A 17,630-nucleotide genomic window follows, 5' to 3' on the forward strand; every position below is an offset into this window, starting at 1 on the left:
CGCTCGGTACGCTCGAGTCCTGGTACGCGATGTGGAAGGCGGTCGACGTGGGGTTGTTCCGGCGAGGGCCGAAGCGCGACGGAAATGATGCACCCCGGGACCCCGAGTTCTCCTACTTCTCGGAAAACGAGGGCGCACGCTTCCGCGCCCAGGTCCGGGAAGCCTTCGCCGAACAGGGCCTGGAAGTGACCGTGTACGCGGACGTGGTGTCCGACAGCGGCGGCCGCCAGTTCGGGCTGGGCAATCTCGCTGCCGTCTGCCACAACGACGACCGCGGGCCGCGATCCTGGCCCGAACTGGTCCGGCAGCACGTCGGGATGGTGCTGCGCACCATGGACGCGCCCTCCGCGCTGGACACCCTGCCGACCGAGCAGATCCGTGCCCAGCTCTACCCGCGCGTCGTCGGCGCCGACGGGCTCAATGCGCAGAACTTCGGCTACGCGCGTACCGTCGCGCCCGGCCTGTTCGAGATCCTCGCGCTCGACCTCCCGGAGAGCGTCATGATGCTCACCGACGAGGCTCTGGAGCCGCTCGGCGACCTGCAGTACCTGCGCGAGCAGGCGCTCTACAACCTCAGGGGACTGCCCGTCGAGGGCCATGAGACCGTCAAGGACTCCGAGGGCATGCGCTTCGAGGTGGTTCTCGGCGACTCCTTCTACACCGCGAGCCGCGTCCTGGCGCTGGACAACGTCGTACGACAGGTCACCGGCGAGCAGCTCACCGCCGACGGGGCCCTGGTGGCGATCCCCTTCCGGCATCAGCTCGCCTTCCATGCCATCCGCGACACCGGCATGATTTCGGCCCTCAACGCCATGGCCTCGTTCGCGGCCGCCGGCTACGCCGACACGCCGGGCGCCATCAGCCCGTACGTCTACTGGTGGCGCGACGGCACCCTCACCCAGCTCAGCGACCGTGCCGAGGACGGTGAGAGCCTGCGCATCGTGGTCGGTGACGAATTCCAGGAGCTGCTGGAGCGGCTGGTGGCCATGGACCAGGAATGAGCTCGCGCGCCTCACGACCCGCGGGCAGTATGGCCCCATGCCCACCACGCCCGCACCCTTCACCGCAGACGACTACCGGGCCCGGATGGCCCGCGCCGCCGACGCCGCCGCCGACGCGGGGCTCGCGGGGGTTCTCGTCGCGCCCGGCCCCGATCTCGTCCATCTGACCGGCTACCGGCCCGGAATCACCGAGCGGCTCACCGTGCTCGTCCTCGCCGCCGGCCAGGAACCGGTCCTCGTCGTTCCGACGCTGGAGGCGCCGGACGCCGAGCAGGCCCCGGGCGCGGCCGCGCTCACCGTGCGCGACTGGACCGACGGCCAGGACCCGTACGGCGCCACCGCCCCGTTGCTGGACGTCGGCGGCCGCTTCGGCGTCAGCGACAACACCTGGGCGATGCATCTCCTCGGACTGCAGAAGCAACTGCCCGGCACCTCGTACGTATCGCTGACCAAGGCGCTGCCCATGCTGCGTGCCGTGAAGGACGCGCACGAACTGGCCCGGCTCGAGGCGGCAGGAGCCGCCGCCGACGAGACGTACCAGGAAATCCTCAAGGTGCGCTTCGCCGGGCGCGGGGAGACCGAGGTCGCGGCCGATCTCGCCGCGCTGCTCAAGCAGTTCGGGCACTCGCAGGTCGACTTCACCGTCGTCGGCTCAGGACCGAACGGCGCCAATCCGCATCACGAGGCGGGCGATCGCACCATCCTCCACGGCGACATGGTCGTCCTCGACTTCGGCGGCCTCAAGCACGGCTACGGCTCCGACACCAGCCGTACCGTCCATGTGGGCGAGCCGACCCCCGCCGAGCAGCATGTACACGACGTCGTACGGGAGGCCCAGCAGGCCGGTTTCGAGGAGGTGCGGCCGGGGGTCGCCTGTCAGGAGATCGACCGGGCCGCCCGCGAAATCATCGAGGAGGCCGGGTACGGCGACCTGTTCATCCACCGCACCGGCCACGGGATCGGCGTCACCACGCACGAGCCGCCGTACATGATCGAGGGCGAGGAGCAGCCGCTGGTCCCCGGCATGTGCTTCTCCGTCGAGCCGGGGATCTATCTTCCCGGCCGCTTCGGCGTCCGTATCGAGGACATCGTCACGGTCACCGAGGACGGCGGCCGACGCTTCAACAACACCCCGCGCGAGATGGCCATCGTGGAATAGCCGGGGCTGCTCCGCCCCGGCCCCCGCGCCTCGATCGCCGGCGGAGCTTGATTTCCGCTACCGCGGATCGTGGTGGCTCAGCCGCGCCAGCATCTCGTACGGATACGGCAGCGGCCGCGCGCTCGCCGTGTCCAGCTTCGTCGACTGTTCCGCCGTCAACTCCCAGCCCAGCACCCCCAGATTGTCCGCCAGCTGCTCGGCCGTACGCGGGCCGATGATCGGCGCCGTCACCGCCGGACGCTCCAGCAGCCACCGCAGCGCCACCTGCGACGCAGTACGGCCCGTCTCCTCCGCCACTTCGCGCACCGCGTCGACCACCCGCCAGGTCTCCTCGGTGTCCCGCTCCCGCCAGCCCTCCTTGCCCGACCGCTCCTGGAACCGGGCCTCGCGCGATGCGGCCGGCACCGAGTCCATGCCGCGCCGGTACTTGCCGGTCAGCCAGCCGCCCGCCAGCGGGCTCCACGGAATGACCGCCACCCCCTGCTCCAGGCACAGCGGTGCCAGCTCCCACTCCAGCTCTCGGCTGAGCAGGTTGTAGAGCGGCTGGAGGCTGACGTACGGCTCCCAGCCGCGGTGGTGCGCCAGGTCGAGTGAGCGCTGCAACTGCGACGGCGTCACATTGCTCGTGCCCACATAGCGGACCTTTCCTGCCTTCACCAGAGTGTCGAGGGTCGCGAGGGTCTCCTCCAGCGGCGTGGTGGCGTCCCAGATATGGGTCTGGTAGAGGTCGATGTAGTCCGTGCCCAGCCGGCGCAGGCTCGCCTCCACGGCCGCGACGATGTGCTTGCGGCTCAGCCCGCCGTCGTTGGGTGCTTCGCCCATCCGCCCCCACACCTTGGTCGCGACGACGAGGTCGTCGCGCCTGCGCCCCTTGAGCCAGCGGCCGAGGATCTCCTCCGAACCGCCGTGGTCGTACAGATCGGCGGTGTCGATGAAGGTGCCGCCGGCCTCGGTGAAGGTGTCGAGGATCCGATGGCCGCTCGCGTCGTCCGCGAAGCTCATCGTGCCCAGACACAGCTCGCTGACGCGCAGACCCGTCCTGCCTAGATTGAGTTGCTTCATGGCGGCGAGACTAGGAGCTGGAGCGGGCTCGATGGCAAGAGGTCACGCATCGGCCAGCACGACACCGGACTCGGGCGGAAGGTGCAACAGACCGTCCGGGCCGGGAGGTTGGACCGGATCCCAGGCCGCCAGCACCCGGCCGCCGCCGCCCAGCGGAATCGCGGCAGGATCCTTGCCGAGGTTGACCGCGATCCGCAGATCGCCGCGCCGGTACGCCAGCCAGCGAGCCTCCTCGTCGTACGCCACCTTCACCGCCGCCAGGTCCGGATCCGTCAGATCCGACTGCGTACGGCGCAGCGCGATCAGCTCGCGGTGCCAGGCCAGCAGCCGTGCGTGCGGCTCCCGCTCCCGCTCGGACCGGTCCAGGCAGGAGCGCTCCCTGGTCGACGGCGCCTGCGGGTCGGGGATGTCCTCCTCCGCCCAGCCGTGCGCGGCGAACTCCCGCCGTCTGCCGTTGCGTACGGCCTCGGCCAGCTCCGGGTCGGTGTGGTCGGTGAAGAACTGCCAGGGCGTACGGGCGCCCCACTCCTCACCCATGAACAGCATCGGCGTGAACGGCCCGGTCAGCACCAGTACGGCCGCGCACGCCAGCAGCCCGGGGGAGAGGGTGGCCGAGAGCCGGTCGCCCAGTGCCCGGTTGCCGATCTGGTCGTGCGTCTGGGCGTAGCCGAGGAAGCGGTGTGCGGCGGTTCTCGTCATATCGACGGGGCGGCCGTGCGTACGGCCGCGGAAGCTCGAGTAGGTACCGTCGTGGAAGAAGCCGTGGGCGAGGGTCTTGCCGACTGCCGCCAGCGGAGTGACGGCGAAGTCGGCGTAGTAGCCCTGGGACTCACCGGTCAGCGCGGTGTGCAGGGCGTGGTGGAAGTCGTCGTTCCACTGGGCGTGCAGACCCAGGCCGCCCGCCTCGCGCGGCGTCGTCGTCCGCGGGTCGCACAGATCCGACTCGGCGACCAGGAAGAGCGGACGGCCGAGCTCATGCGAGAGGGCGTCGACGGCGCCGGAGAGCTCCTCGAGGAAGGTCAGCGCACGCGTGTCGGCGAGGGCGTGCACCGCGTCGAGACGCAGCCCGTCGAAGTGGAAGTCGCGCAGCCAGGCCAGCGCGCTGCCCAGCAGATACGCGCGGACCTCGTCGGAGCCCGGGGCGTCGAGATTGACCGCCGAGCCCCAGGGGGTGTGGTGGGTGTCGGTGAAGTACGGGCCGAAGGCCGGCAGGTGGTTTCCGGACGGGCCGAGGTGGTTGTGGACCACGTCGAGCACCACTGCGAGACCACGGCCGTGTGCTGTGTCGACAAAGCGCTTGAGCGCCTCGGGCCCGCCGTACGGCTCGTGCACCGCCCACAGCGACACACCCTCGTAGCCCCAGCCGTGCACGCCGGGAAAGGGACACAGCGGCATCAGCTCGATATGGGTGATCCCCAACTCGGCCAGTTCGCCGAGCCGTTCGGCCGCGGCGTCCAGCGTGCCCTCGCGGGTGTACGTACCGATGTGCAGCTCGTACAGGACCGCGCCGCCGAGCCCCCGCCCCGCCCAGTCGTTGCGCCAGGCGTAGGCGCTCTGGTCCACCACCGCACTCATGCCGTCCGGGCCGTCCGGCTGGCGCCGCGAGCGCGGATCGGGCAGCACGGGCCCGCCGTCCAGCGCGAAGCCGTAGCGGGCGCCTTCGCCCGCCTCGGCCTCGGCACTCCACCAGCCCGCACGCCCTTCGGCGCGCTCCATCGGGCGCTCCTCGCCCTCCAGCCACAGTGCGACCCGGTCCTCGGCCTGCGGCGCCCACACCTCGAACAGCACTGGCGGTCCCCTCGTCGTCGATGCGACCTCCATCCTGGCAAGGACGGGGTCTGGAAGCGGTGACCTTGGGGCCATTAAGGTCACGAACCATGTCGACGCCAATGCCGCCGCTGCCCGCGTTCCCGCCCGGCTTCCTCTGGGGCGCGTCCGCCTCCGCCTTCCAGACCGAAGGGGCCGCCGACGCCGACGGCAAGGGGCCCTCGGGTTGGGACGCCTTCGCCGCCCAGGGCCGGATCAAGGACGGCGCCGACGCCTCGCGCGGCACCGGCTTCCACGCGCGCTATCGCGAGGACGTCGCCCTGCTCGCCGGCCTCGGCGCGGACGCCTTCCGCTTCTCGGTCAGCTGGCCGCGCGTCGTCCCGGGCGGCAGCGGACCGGTCAACGCCGCAGGACTCGACTTCTACGACCGGCTGGTCGACGAACTGTGTGCCCACGGCATCACGCCCGCGCCCACCCTCTACCACTGGGACACCCCGCTCCCGCTGGACGAGGCGGGCGGCTGGCTGAACCGGGACACGGCGTTCCGCTTCGCCGAGTACGCCTCCGTCGTCGCCGAGCGGCTCGCCGACCGCGTCCCGATGTGGATCACCATCAACGAACCGGCCGAGGTCACCCTGCTCGGCTACGCACTGGGCGAGCACGCGCCCGGCAAGCAGCTCCTCTTCGACGCGCTGCCCGCCGCCCACCACCAGCTGCTCGCCCACGGCCTCGCCGTCCGGGCGCTGCGCGCGGCGGGCGCCGCGAACATCGGCCTCGCCGTCTCCCACTCGCCCGTACGGACCGCAGGGACCAGCGAGGAGGACCGGTTCGGCGCGGAGCTGTACGACACGATCACCAACTGGATGTTCGCCGACCCGATCCTCACCGGCAACTATCCCGACGAGAACTTCGCCGCCCTGATGCCGGGCCCGGTCGCCGAAGACCTCGCCGTCATCTGCGAGCCGCTCGACTGGTACGGCGTGAACTACTACCACCCGATGCTCGTCGGCGCGCCCGCCAAGGACGCCCTCGGCGACTTCGCCGGCGTCGGCATGCCCGCCGAACTCCCCTTCGGGCTACGGGACATCGAGAGCGACCAGCGCACCGACTTCGGCTGGCCGGTCGTCCCCGACGGGCTGCGCGAGCTGCTCGTGCTCCTCAAGGACCGGTTCGGCGACCGGCTGCCGCCGCTCTTCATCACCGAGAACGGCTGCTCGTACGACGGTCTCGACGACCAGCGCCGTATCGACTTCCTCGACGCCCATCTCCGCTCACTGCACGAGGCGATCGACGCGGGAGTCGACGTACGCGGCTACTTCACCTGGTCGCTCACCGACAACATCGAATGGGCCCAGGGCGCGTCCCAGCACTTCGGCCTCGTCCATGTCGACTACGAGACGCTGGAGCGCACACCCAAGGCCTCCTACGCCTGGTACCGGGACGCCATCGCCGCCCAGAGAACCTCCGCCCAGAGAACCGCCGCCCGGACGTCGGACTCACGGCACTGAACGGATCTTCCACACCAGCACACCACCGAGGGCCGTGACCACCGTCGCGGTCAGATACAGCCCGGCGTACCCGCCCGCGTACGCCACGATCGGCGCGGCCAGAGCCGGGCCGAGGACCTGCGGCGCCGAATTGGCGATATTGATGACGCCCAGATCCTTCGCCCGGTCGCCGGCCTCCGGCAGCACCTGCGTGATCAGCGCCTGGTCGACGGCGATGTACACGCCGAAACCGAGCCCGAGCAGCGCCGCCGCACCCATCGCCACCGGCCAGGTGTGCCAGAACGTCAGCAGCAGCGAGGCCACCGCCATCACCACCGAACTGACCGCGACCAGCGCCTTGCGCCGACCCAGCCGGTCCGAGACGACCCCGCCGGCCACCGCCGTCACCACCACGCCCCCCGTGTAGAGCAGCGTCAGAATCAGTACGCCCTCCTCCGGATCCGCGTAATGCACCGCGTCTTTGAGGAAATACAGCAGATACAGCGTGCCCATCGCGTTCCCGAGCATCACCAGGAATCGGGTGAGCCAGGCCCAGCCGAAGTCCGGATACGCCCGCGGACTGACCCAGAAGCTCTTCAGACGCACCGAATCCCGTGGGGGAAAGGGGACTTGAGGGTCACGCGTCAGGAGTACGAAAGGCAGCGCGCAGAGCACCACGAGCGCCGCCAGCAGCAGATAGCCGGTCGCGATCCCCGTCACCACCATGGTCACCAGCAGCGCCCCGACGACCAGCCCCAGCGTCTGCGGAATCCCGATGAAGCCGGAGACGGCGGCCCGCTGACGCACCGGCACCTGGTCGGGCACGACCGCATTGGTCCCGGACAGCATGGCGTTCAGCCCGAGCTGCGCCAGACACCAGCCGAGCGCCACCCCGACCACCGTCGTCTGCGCCGAGGTGACCGCGAGACCCACCGCGCCCAGCACGGCCCCGCCCAGGATCCACGGGCGACGGCGGCCGAAGCGCCCGCTCGTACGGTCCGACAGCGCACCCGCGAGCGGATTGGCGACGACCGCGACCAGCGCCCCCACTCCGGTCGCCCAGCCCAGCGCGACCTCCTTGCCGGACGGGGCGAGCTCGGCGATCTGCTCGGCGAGCAGCACCTGGATCGGCGTGAAAAAGGCCATGTACAGGCCCAAGTTGGCAAGTACGAGAGCGGAAACCCAGCCGCCGCCGACTCGGATCTGTGGCTCGGAGTGCAGCTCTTCCGTCGTCTCTTCCGTCGTCATGGGCGGCTCGCCATCAGCTCGGGGGTGTCCGGAGCTTACGGACACCCCCGAGCTTGCTCAATGCTGCGAACCGGGAAGGAAGTGGATCCGCTCCTGGACGACCGGATGCCCGGCCTTCGCGAAGTTCTTGGCCATCGGGAAGTTGCCCTGATCGGTCGCGCCCGCGATGAACTCCGCGTCCCGCTCAGCCAGGAAGTGCGTGCATTCCACGAGCAGGTCGTACGCATAGCCGTGGCCGCGCTGCTCCGGTACGACTCCGATGAAGCCGACGCACGGCCCCGACGGATTGCGCGCCGGGACGTGGATACCGACCAGTTCACCGTCAGGCGCGTAGGCCAGCTGCCACCACTCGCGCGGCGACGGGCACCAGTGGAAGAAGTCCAGCTCCTCCTGCGCCGCCTTGTCCACGTCCGCCTCTGCGATGGCGCGCAGCGCGTGCGCGTCGAGCGTCGAGGAGTGGACCCGGCGCAGCACATCGAAGATCACTGCGTCGTCGGGCTCCGGCCTGAACTCCAGCCGCCGGGGCCGCTCCGGCAGCCCGCACTCCGGCGTCCAGCGGTACTGGTACCGCTCCACCAGGACCTTCATGCCGGCCGCCGTCACGGCGCGGATCCTGGCCTCACCGGCCGCCAGGGCCGCCGGATCCTCGCGCCAGCCGGCGGGCAGGATCAGTTCGTACTCGACCTGGAACGGCGAGGTGCGCAGCAGCTCGGTGCCCGCCTCCTCCTCGCCCTCGGCGAAGTCGAACCAGTTGACGTTGACGGGAGTTTCGTCGTCGGGGCCGCCCCACCAGGCGGCCCGCGCGACGACCACGCCGTCGCGCAGCGCGACCCGCTTCCATTCGGGGCGGTGCGTGGCACGGGCCAGCGCGCGGCCCACACCGAGAGGGTCGGGCAGAGAGGCGAAGAGATGAGCGTCGCTCGGGGTGAGCGCGCGGATGACCAGTTCGGTCATGAGGAAGTCCTCCGGGAAGAGATGTGCGGTATGCGCTCCCGGTCAGACTGCGAACGCCGGGCGGACGGGGCGGGAGCGCGAGAGTCGTGTGGTGTGCATTGCTCTCGCCTCCTTCCGTCACTCACGGGCGTCGTGATCACCGTAGACGGCACCCGGCGCAGTCGTCCACCCCTTTCCCTGGAACCGGGCCCGGGAACAGCCCGAGTTCGGCAGGTCCGCGCAGGTCAGCAGCGACTCAGGGTGGACCGGAACTCCGGTTCTTCTGGACACCTGTGGCCATTCGGCCCGACAATCTCGTATGTGACGTCCTCCTTCGAGTTCCACACGTATCCCGCTCGGCTCTCGGATGCCGAGCGCGACCGTGTCCTCGGTGTGCTCAGAGAGGGCGCGGCGCAGGGCAAGCTGTCGCACGACACCTTCATTCACCGTATGGAACTGGCCCTCGCCGCCCGCCGCCCCGATGAACTGCGGGCGCTCACGGCCGACCTCGACACCGAGGGCCGATGGTCACGGCGGCTGTACGGCGCGGTGGGCCGGATATCGGCGTTCTCGGTACGGCTGCGCAGGGCCTGGCAGGCCGAGAAGCTGCCGCCGCTGCTGCTGCCCGAACCCGGCCCGTACCCCCTGCGGATCGGCCGCGACCCGGCGAACGGGCTGCGGCTGAGCCATGACACGGTCTCGCGACTGCACGCCGAACTGAGCCGCCAGGGCAGTCTGTGGATCCTGCGCGACCTCGGCTCGACCAACGGCACCACCGTCAACGGCCGGCGGGTGACCGGCTCCGTCGTCGTGCACGACGGGGACATGGTGGGCTTCGGACGGATGAGTTTCCGCCTCGCCGCGCGCTGACCCGGCCCTCTGATCCCCTGCCCCGGGTGGCCCCAGGTCAGCGGTTGTTCGCCGCGGACCCACCGCTCACCGCCCTCCGGCTGAGCAGCGCCACCGGACGTTCCGCGAACAGCTCGGCCAGCGGCACCGGTCGGCCGCCGGTGAACTCCCGTTCCGGAGCGAGCAGATCGGCCCACCTCCCCGCAGGAAGTGTCAGCTCCGTGCCCGCCCAGCCGCCCGCCCGGTCCAGCCGCAGCGAGAGCCGAGTGACCGCCGTGACCACCTCACCCGTCCGGCAGAAGGCCAGGCAGTGCTCGGCGGCGGGGCCATCCGCATGCAGCGGTGCGTACGTACCCGACTCGCCGAAGATCTCGGGGCGTTCCCTGCGCAGCCGGAGCGCCGCCGTCGTGACCGTCGTCTTCTCGTTCGGCGGCCCCTCATCGAACGGCCGCCGGTTGTCCGGGTCCACCAGGGCGAGGAACTCCCGCTCCGTGCCCTGGTAGAGGTCCGGCACGCCCGGCATCGTCAGCTGCACCAGCGCCGCGCCCAGCACATTGGCCCGTACATACGGCTCCAGCTCACGGGCGAACAGCGCCACCGAGTACAGCGGCGGGCCCGCCGGGCCCGCACCGGCGAACGCGGTGACCGCTTCCTCGTAAGCCGGATCCGGCTCCGTCCAGCTGGTCAGCAGCGCCGCTTCCCGCGCGCTCTTCAGCAGCGCCGTCGACAGTCTGCCCTCGGACGGGATGCCGAACCCCACAGCCGTCTGCCAGACCACCCACGCCAGATGCGGATCGGGCGCGCGTCCGCCCTCCAGCCGCGCCGCTTCCTCCGTGACGCGTGCGAGGAAGTCCGCCCACTTCTCCGGGCATTCGGACAGCACGGCGATCCCGGCCCGTACATCCGCGCTGCGCTTGGTGTCGTGCGTGGTCAGTACGGTGCCGGTGGCCGGCCAGTCGCGGGCAAGGCGTTCGCAGTAGGCATGGAACAGTTCCGGGCCCACCGCCGGACTCCCCGGGTCGCCGCCCACCTCGTTCGCCGAAATCAGCGGCACATACCGGTAAAAGGCGGTGTCCTCCACGGACTTGGCGCGCAGCGCGGACGAGGTCTGGGCGAAGCGGGCACGGAACGCGTCATGGTCCGGGCCTTCGCCGAGCCGCCCGAGCGCCAGGTCCCGCACCACCTCGACGGCCTCGGCCTCCTCGACGACCGCGAACGCCGCCTTCGCGCCGAGCACCGCCGCCGGGGGCAGCGCCTCCTCGCCGCCGATGCGGTACGGACGGTAGACGGGGACCCGCACCAGCAGCTCCCGGACCGCCGCGCGCAGCGCCCAGGGCGCGTGGTCGCGCAGCGCCGGATCCGCGGCGCAGACCCGCCCGGCCAGGCGGGTGAGCGCCGCGGTCTCGGCCGCCAGTTCATGCGTGACCACCTTGTACGCGGCGCGGCGCACCGTCGCCTCCCAGTAGCCGCCGCGGTCACCCGCCGGCCCCGCGAACTCCCGGTACTGCACGGCCAGTTCGGCCTCACCCGCCGGATCGGTGAACAGGCCGTCGATATGCCGCAGCGCGTCGTAGCCCGTCGTGCCGGCCACCGGCCAGCCGGCCGGCAGCCGTTCGTCCCCGGTGAGGATCTTCTCGACGACCGTCCAGCAGGCCGCGCCGGTCGCCGCGTCGAGCCGCCGCAGATACGCCTCGGGGTCGGCGAGACCGTCGGGATGGTCCACCCGCAGGCCCTCGACCACTCCGTCCCGTACCAGCTCGAGGATCTTCCCGTGGGTCGCGTCGAAGACCTCCGGGTCCTCCACCCGTACACCGATCAGCTCCGAAATGGTGAAGAAGCGGCGGTAGTTGAGCTCGGTACGGGCCAGCCGCCACCAGGCGAGCCGGTACCACTGCGCGTCGAGCAGCTCGGGGAGCGGCAGCTTCGCCGTGGACTCACGGAGCGGGAAGCGGTGCTCCCCGTAGTGCAGTACGTCGCCTTCGACCCGCATCCCGCCCCGCTCCTCGCCGATCCGGCCCGCCAGCACCGGCAGCAGCACCTTCCCGCCGCCCGCCTCCCAGTCGATGTCGAACCAGCGGGCGTACGGCGACAGCTGTCCTTCGCGCAGCACCTCCCACAGCGCCGCGTTGTGCCGCGGCACGGCCGCCATATGGTTCGGGACGATGTCCAGGACGAGCCCGAGACCGTGCTCGCGCGCCGTGCGGGCCAGCCGCCGCAGACCCTCCTCGCCGCCCAGCTCGTCCCGTACCCGGGCGGGGTCGACGACGTCATAGCCGTGCGTCGACCCCGGTACGGCCTCCAGCACCGGCGACAGATGCAGATGCGAGACGCCGAGCCCGGCGATGTACGGGACCGCTGCCGCGGCGGCCGAGAACGGGAAGTCCGGCTGGAGCTGCAGCCGGTATGTGGCGGTGGGCGTCATGCGAACGTACGTACCCAGCTTGAGGGCTTCTGTGTCATCGGCCCGTGCACGGGTACCGGCCGTTCGGACTACTGGGTGGGCGAACCCCCTGCTCGGGCGCGCCGCGGACCGGCACGGCCGAGCAGGGTGGTGACGGCTACGCAGGCCGCCGCAGCACCGTCAGACTCCGCCCCAGCAGCGGCACCCGTTCACCGGCCGCCACCTTCGGCCCCTCGCCCGGCGGGACCCCCTCCTTGCGTGCCGTGTCCACGACCACCTGCCACTGTCGGCCGTGGTTCACCGGCACCGCGAAGTCCAGCTCGTCCGCGCTGGCGTTGAACATCAGCAGGAACGAGTCGTCGGCGATCCGCTCGCCCCGCGGCCCCGGCTCCGAGATCGCATGGCCGTTCAGGAACACCGACAGCGCCTTGGCGGACGCCGACTGCCAGTCCCGCTGGACCATCTCCTCACCTTCCGGAGTGAACCAGGCGATGTCGGAGAGCTCGTCGTGCGTCCCCTCCACCGGCCGGCCGTGGAAGAAACGCCGCCGCCTGAAGACCGGATGGTCGCGCCGCAGCCACACCATCGCCCGGGTGAACGCCAGCAGTGTGCCGTCCTCGTCCGCGCCCGGCTCCGGCCAGCGCACCCAGGAGACCTCGTTGTCCTGGCAGTACGCGTTGTTGTTGCCGCCCTGCGTACGCGCGAACTCGTCGCCGTGGCTGAGCATCGGCACACCCTGCGAGAGCATCAGCGTGGCGATGAAGTTGCGCATCTGCCGGTCCCGCAGATCGAGCACCTCGGGGTCGGTCGTCCCGCCCTCCGCGCCGCAGTTCCAGGACCGGTTGTGGTTCTCGCCGTCGCGGTTGCCCTCGCCGTTCGCCTCGTTGTGCTTGTCGTTGTACGAGACCAGATCGTGCAGCGTGAATCCGTCGTGGCAGGTGGTGAAGTTGATGGAGGCGAGCGGCCGCCGCCCGTCGTCCTGGTACAGGTCGGACGAGCCGGTCAGCCGGGATGCGAACTCCGCCAGCGTCCGTGGTTCGCCCCGCCACAGGTCCCGCACGGTGTCCCGGTACTTGCCGTTCCACTCGGTCCACAGCGGCGGGAAGTTCCCCACCTGATAGCCGCCCTCGCCCACGTCCCACGGCTCGGCGATCAGCTTCACCTGACTGACCACCGGGTCCTGCTGCACCAGATCGAAGAACGAGGACAGCCGGTCCACCTCGTGGAACTGCCGGGCCAGCGTGGCCGCCAGGTCGAAGCGGAAGCCGTCGACATGCATCTCGGTCACCCAGTAGCGCAGCGAGTCCATGATCAGCTGCAGTACATGGGGGCTGCGCATCAGCAGTGAGTTCCCGGTGCCGGTCGTGTCCGTGTAGTAGCGCGGATCGTCGGACAGCCGGTAGTACGAGGCATTGTCGAGGCCCCGGAAGGAGAGCGTCGGCCCCAGATGGTTGCCCTCCGCCGTGTGGTTGTAGACCACGTCGAGGATGACCTCGATGCCCGCCTTGTGCAGGGCCCGTACGGCCTGCTTGAACTCCAGCACCTGCTCGCCCCGGTCGCCCCAGGACGCGTAGGAATTGTGCGGCGCGAAGAACCCGATGGTGTTGTAGCCCCAGTAGTTGTTCAGCCCCGCGTCCACCAGCCGGTGGTCGTTGACGAACTGATGCACCGGCATCAACTCGAGCGTCGTGACGCCCAGTTCGGTCAGATGCGAGATGACGGCGGGGTGCGCGAGCCCCGCGTACGTGCCGCGCAGCTCCTCCGGCAGCTCCGGATGCAGCATCGTGAGGCCCTTCACATGGGCCTCGTAGATCACCGTGCGGTGGTAGTCGGTACGCGGCGGCCGGTCGTCGCCCCAGTCGAAGTACGGGTTGACCACGACGGAGGCCATCGTGTGCGGCGCCGAGTCCAGATCGTTGCGCGAGTCCGGCCTGCCGAAGTGGTAGCCGTACACCGTCTCGCCCCAGTCGATGCTGCCGCTGATCGCACGGGCGTACGGATCGAGGAGCAGCTTCGCGGAGTTGCAGCGCTGCCCGCGCTCCGGGGCGTACGGACCGTGGACCCGGAATCCGTACCGCTGACCCGGCATCACGCCCGGCAGATAGGCGTGCCGTACGAAGGCATCGGTCTCGCGCAGCTCGACGTCGGTCTCCGAGCCGTCGTCGTGCAGTAGGCACAGTTCGATTCGTCGGGCGGCTTCTGAATACACCGCGAAGTTGGTGCCGGCGCCGTCGTACGTGGCACCGAGTGGATACGCCTGTCCCGGCCAGACCTGCATAGATATGACTCTTCCACTTCTGATCCGGGTGCTGGGGGGCACTTGGCCCAGATCCTCCCCGAAAGTATCGCCGGTGAGACGCCTCCTCAGGGGAGGACGCCGCGGTCAACATCGGGTTCCTCGGACGCCCCGGGGACGTAACCGCTATGAATCCGCTCACTCCGGCAGATCTCGCCAGGCAGAAGGGCCGGAAATGGAAAGGGAGTTGGGAAAGGACACTGCCGTTCCGGCTGCACCGTGTCCCGCAGGCGGAGTACTCTTCCTTGATCGTTGAAGGGGGAAGGGAAGAGGGGTGCGCGGGTGAGCTCGGGAGGCCTGGAGCTACCCCCAGGTGACGCTGGTCACGAGGGGGACTCCGCCGACGCGCCGCCCGGAGCGGTCTCCCTCGCACAGCCGATGGAGATCGGGGCGGAACTGGACTGGGGCGCGGACGCCTGGAGCGAGGTGCGTACGCGCGCCCAACGTGCCGGGCGGGCCTACATTTGGCTGAACCTGGTGGAGCAGCGGCTGCGGGCCGTGGTGGCAGCGGTGCTGCGCCCCATCTATGAACCGGTGCACGGCGAGGACTGGGTGGTGGCCGCGGCGGGGCCCGCGGGCCAGGAGTGGGTACAGCGCGCGGTCGCCGTACGGGAGGTCTCGCGCCGCAAGGGCTATCTGCTTGACCCGGCGGACGACAATGTCCTGTCCTTCCTGACCCTCCCGCAGCTGCGGGAGCTGATGGTCCAGCACTGGCCGTGCTTCGAGCCGTACTTCGACGACCGGCGCGATGTCGAGCTGGCGCTGGACGAGCTGGAAGTCGCGCGCAATGTCGTCTCCCGCAACCGCGCGCTGAACGAGGCGGTGCTCGCCCAGGCCGAGCGCGCCTCCGCCCGGCTCCTGGGGATACTCGGCAGCGGCGCGGGCGTGCCCTCGGCCGACCGCCTCCCCGTCGACGCGGTCGAGGATCTCGTCGGCGACCGTTACGCGGATGTGGTCTCCGTCCACCCCGACCGGGTCCGGCTGCAGCGCCAGCTCCCCGCCGAAGACCTCTTCGGCGGTGCGCGCCGCCTCGACGCGATCGGCATAGGCCTGAACCTCCTGGTCCAGAACTTCTCCGGCCGACGGCTGGTCCACCTGGCCGAATCAGGCTGCCGGGTCCGGCTCCTCTTCCTCAATCCGGCGAGCAGTGCGGTCAAGCGCCGCGAACGCGAACTGGGCCTGAAGAAGGGCGAGCTGAGCCGCACGGTGGAGATGAACATTCTCCATATGCGCCGCGTCCGCTCGCGCCTCCGTGACCCGGGCGCCTTCGAGATCCAGGTCTTCGACGAGACACCGCGCTTCACCGCCTACCTGGTCGACGGCGACGGCCCGGACGGCCTCGCCGTCATCCAGTCCTATCTGCGCCGGGCGCGGGGGATGGAGGCGCCGGTGCTGGTGCTGCGGGGCGGGGGGCGTGCGGTGGTTCGCGCCGGCCATGACGGCGAGAACGGTCTTTTCCAGACATACCGCGAAGAGTTCGAGTCCGTATGGGCGGACTCGCGTCCCGTCTCCTGAGTTGTCAGTGGCACGTGGGAGGGTGAAAGTCCACGGGGGGAACGCACCACCGCACCACGAAGGAGGGTCACGATGGCTTGGCACGGGGAACCGCTGGTCGGCTTCGATCTGGAGACGACGGGTACGGAGCCGCTGGAAGCGCGGATCGTGACGGCGGCGATCGTCGGGGTGAAGTCGGGGGAGCCGGTCCGGCGGCGGGGCTGGCTGGCGGACCCGGGCATCCGCATCCCGGCGCAGGCGTCGGCGATCCACGGCATCAGCAGCGAGCGGGCTACGGCGGAGGGCCGCCCGGCGCGCGAGGTGGCGGACGAGATCGCGGAGACACTGAGCGGGTACTGGGCGCAGGGGGTGCCGGTCGTCGCGTACAACGCGGCATTCGATCTGACACTGCTGACGGCGGAGTTGCAGCGCCACGACCTGCCCTCCCTGACGGACCGCCTTTCCGGCCGCCCGATCGGCCCGGTGATCGACCCCTACACCATCGACCGGGCGGTCGACCGCTACCGCAAGGGCAAGCGCACACTGGAGGCGGTCTGCGTCGAGTACGGCGTGGTCCTGGACGCGGCCCACGATGCGGCCGCGGACGCGCTGGCGGCGGTGCGGGTGGCCCGCGCGATAGCCGAACGGCACGGCTCGGTTGCGGCGTTGACTCCGGCGGAGCTGCATGAGCGCCAGGTCGAGTGGTACGCGGAGTGGGCGACGGACTTCCAGCGCTTCCTGCGGAAGAAGGGCAGCGCGGACGCGGTGGTGGACGCGTCCTGGCCGGTGCGGGAGCTGGTGCCGTCGGTGGGCTGAGCCCGGGTCCTCTCCCTCAATCGCCGGCGAGGCCCGAAATCAAGCCCGTCCGGCGATTGAGGACACACGCGAAGCGCGTTCGGGTCCCAGGGGGGCGAAGCCCCTTGATTGCGGGAAGGGGCGGGGGAGCAAGCCCCGCCGCGGGCGTCCGCCCTCGTACCGTCAGAACGCGTGCCAGCGCACCCTCTCCGCACCCTCACGCAGTGACGCGACCCGCCGAGCGAACTCCTCCCGCGCCGCCGGGTTCGTCGGGGCGTGCTGCGCCACCCATGCGCAGCTTGCCGTTTCGCGGGCACCGCGCAGGACCGCGCACCCGGGCCACTCACGGACGTCCCAGCCGTACGCCTCGGTGAACGACTCATACGCGTCGGGCGCCAGTCCGTAGCGGTCGCGGGACAACGCCATGACCACCAGGTCGTGCTCGCGGAGGTCCGACGAGAAGGTCTCCAGGTCCACCAGGACCGGGCCGTCCGGGCCCACATGGACGTTGCGGGGGAGTGCGTCGCCGTGGATCGGGCCCGGCGGCAGATGTGGGGTGAGCGCGGACGCCGCCTCGGCAAAGCCGTCGCGGCGCTCGCGCAGATAGTCCGCGTCGGCCGGGTCGATCGCCTCGCCCGCAAGACGCAGCCAGCGCTCGACGCCCCCGAGCAGTTCCCGCCGCGGAAGGGAGAAGGACGGGGAGTCAAGCGCATGGATCCGGCGCAGCAGCCGCGCCAGATCCGCCGGCTCCGCCGGACGTACCGCATCCGGCAGCCGGTGCCACACCGTCACCGGATGGCCCTTCACCAGCCGCGGCTTCGGCTCGGCCGCCCGCACCGCCGGCACACCCGCCTCCGACAGCCAGGCGGCGATGGAGAGTTCACGCTCCGCCCGCGCCATCAGCTCCGCGTCCCGGCCAACCTTGACGACCACCTCGCCCGCCCCGAACACCGCGTTCTCGCCGAGCGCGAGCAGCGCCGCATCGGCAGGAAGTCCCGCAGCCGCCAGCACCGCGCGTGCTCGTGTCTCGTCCATTGGTCTCTCCCACCGCTCCCGCCGCTCGCACGAATCCGCCAAAGTCTCGCATCCATGCAGGTTCGGTTGACGAACCGACGGACCGTCAGCACGATGACGGAGG

General features: G+C 70.7%; 13 protein-coding genes. 6 read left to right on the forward strand and 7 right to left on the reverse strand.

The genetic code is table 11. The annotated features are described in order from the left end of the window. Positions 1 to 47 precede the first annotated feature (47 nt). Positions 48 to 1,001: a hypothetical protein gene (locus tag ACFWDI_RS04955; protein WP_385301375.1), complete on the forward strand. Its 954-nt coding sequence runs from the start codon at positions 48 to 50 to the stop codon at positions 999 to 1,001. 37 nt (positions 1,002 to 1,038) lie between these two features. Beyond that, entirely contained in the window at positions 1,039 to 2,160 is a 1,122-nt protein-coding gene (locus ACFWDI_RS04960) for an aminopeptidase P family protein (protein WP_385301376.1), read from the forward strand. A gap of 57 nt (positions 2,161 to 2,217) precedes the next feature. Here ACFWDI_RS04960 and ACFWDI_RS04965 read toward each other — a convergent pair whose 3' ends face one another. Both ACFWDI_RS04965 and treZ read right to left on the reverse strand, forming a co-directional pair. Continuing rightward, positions 2,218 to 3,222 carry an aldo/keto reductase gene (locus ACFWDI_RS04965; protein WP_385301377.1) on the reverse strand — a complete coding sequence of 335 codons (1,005 nt, stop codon included), beginning with the start codon at positions 3,220 to 3,222 and terminating at the stop codon, positions 2,218 to 2,220. Positions 3,223 to 3,264: 42 nt separating this feature from the next. Next, the gene (gene treZ / locus ACFWDI_RS04970) at positions 3,265 to 5,043 is read right to left on the reverse strand and encodes a malto-oligosyltrehalose trehalohydrolase (protein WP_385301378.1); all 1,779 of its coding nucleotides are present in this window, start codon (positions 5,041 to 5,043) and stop codon (positions 3,265 to 3,267) included. A 56-nt stretch (positions 5,044 to 5,099) separates the two neighbouring features. Between treZ and ACFWDI_RS04975 the strand changes: the two genes are divergently transcribed. Beyond that, the gene (locus tag ACFWDI_RS04975) at positions 5,100 to 6,497 is read left to right on the forward strand and encodes a GH1 family beta-glucosidase (protein WP_385301379.1); all 1,398 of its coding nucleotides are present in this window, start codon (positions 5,100 to 5,102) and stop codon (positions 6,495 to 6,497) included. Here the strand turns inward: ACFWDI_RS04975 and ACFWDI_RS04980 are convergent. Together ACFWDI_RS04980 and ACFWDI_RS04985 are read right to left on the reverse strand one after the other, a co-directional pair. Then, complete coding sequence (locus ACFWDI_RS04980; RefSeq protein WP_385301380.1) at positions 6,486 to 7,724, reverse strand: MFS transporter; 1,239 nt, start codon at positions 7,722 to 7,724, stop codon at positions 6,486 to 6,488. The genes ACFWDI_RS04975 and ACFWDI_RS04980 overlap by 12 nt on opposite strands. 57 nt (positions 7,725 to 7,781) lie before the next feature. After that, on the reverse strand, positions 7,782 to 8,678 hold the full coding sequence (locus ACFWDI_RS04985) for a GNAT family N-acetyltransferase (RefSeq protein WP_385301382.1): 897 nt from the start codon (positions 8,676 to 8,678) through the stop codon (positions 7,782 to 7,784). A gap of 300 nt (positions 8,679 to 8,978) precedes the next feature. Here ACFWDI_RS04985 and ACFWDI_RS04990 point away from each other — a divergent pair, with 300 nt between their 5' ends. Next, positions 8,979 to 9,527, forward strand: coding sequence for a DUF1707 and FHA domain-containing protein (locus tag ACFWDI_RS04990; protein ID WP_362690877.1), 549 nt, complete (start codon positions 8,979 to 8,981; stop codon positions 9,525 to 9,527). Positions 9,528 to 9,564: 37 nt separating this feature from the next. Here ACFWDI_RS04990 and treY read toward each other — a convergent pair whose 3' ends face one another. Together treY and glgX are read right to left on the reverse strand one after the other, a co-directional pair. Further along, positions 9,565 to 11,928, reverse strand: coding sequence for a malto-oligosyltrehalose synthase (gene treY, locus ACFWDI_RS04995; RefSeq protein ID WP_385301383.1), 2,364 nt, complete (start codon positions 11,926 to 11,928; stop codon positions 9,565 to 9,567). Positions 11,929 to 12,064: 136 nt separating this feature from the next. Next, entirely contained in the window at positions 12,065 to 14,185 is a 2,121-nt protein-coding gene (gene glgX / locus ACFWDI_RS05000; protein WP_385301384.1) for a glycogen debranching protein GlgX, read from the reverse strand. A gap of 300 nt (positions 14,186 to 14,485) precedes the next feature. Between glgX and ACFWDI_RS05005 the strand changes: the two genes are divergently transcribed. Beyond that, positions 14,486 to 15,718 carry an SAV2148 family HEPN domain-containing protein gene (locus tag ACFWDI_RS05005; protein ID WP_385301385.1) on the forward strand — a complete coding sequence of 411 codons (1,233 nt, stop codon included), beginning with the start codon at positions 14,486 to 14,488 and terminating at the stop codon, positions 15,716 to 15,718. A gap of 72 nt (positions 15,719 to 15,790) precedes the next feature. Next, a complete protein-coding gene (locus ACFWDI_RS05010; RefSeq protein WP_385301386.1) occupies positions 15,791 to 16,513 on the forward strand; it encodes a 3'-5' exonuclease in 723 nt (240 codons plus the stop codon). A gap of 162 nt (positions 16,514 to 16,675) precedes the next feature. On the opposite strand, the gene ACFWDI_RS05015 is transcribed toward ACFWDI_RS05010, so the two are convergent. After that, positions 16,676 to 17,527, reverse strand: coding sequence for a phosphotransferase enzyme family protein (locus ACFWDI_RS05015; protein WP_385301387.1), 852 nt, complete (start codon positions 17,525 to 17,527; stop codon positions 16,676 to 16,678). Positions 17,528 to 17,630 lie beyond the last annotated feature (103 nt).

The sequence above is a fragment of the Streptomyces sp. NPDC060064 genome, assembly GCF_042736455.1.
Classification (GTDB): domain Bacteria; phylum Actinomycetota; class Actinomycetes; order Streptomycetales; family Streptomycetaceae; genus Streptomyces.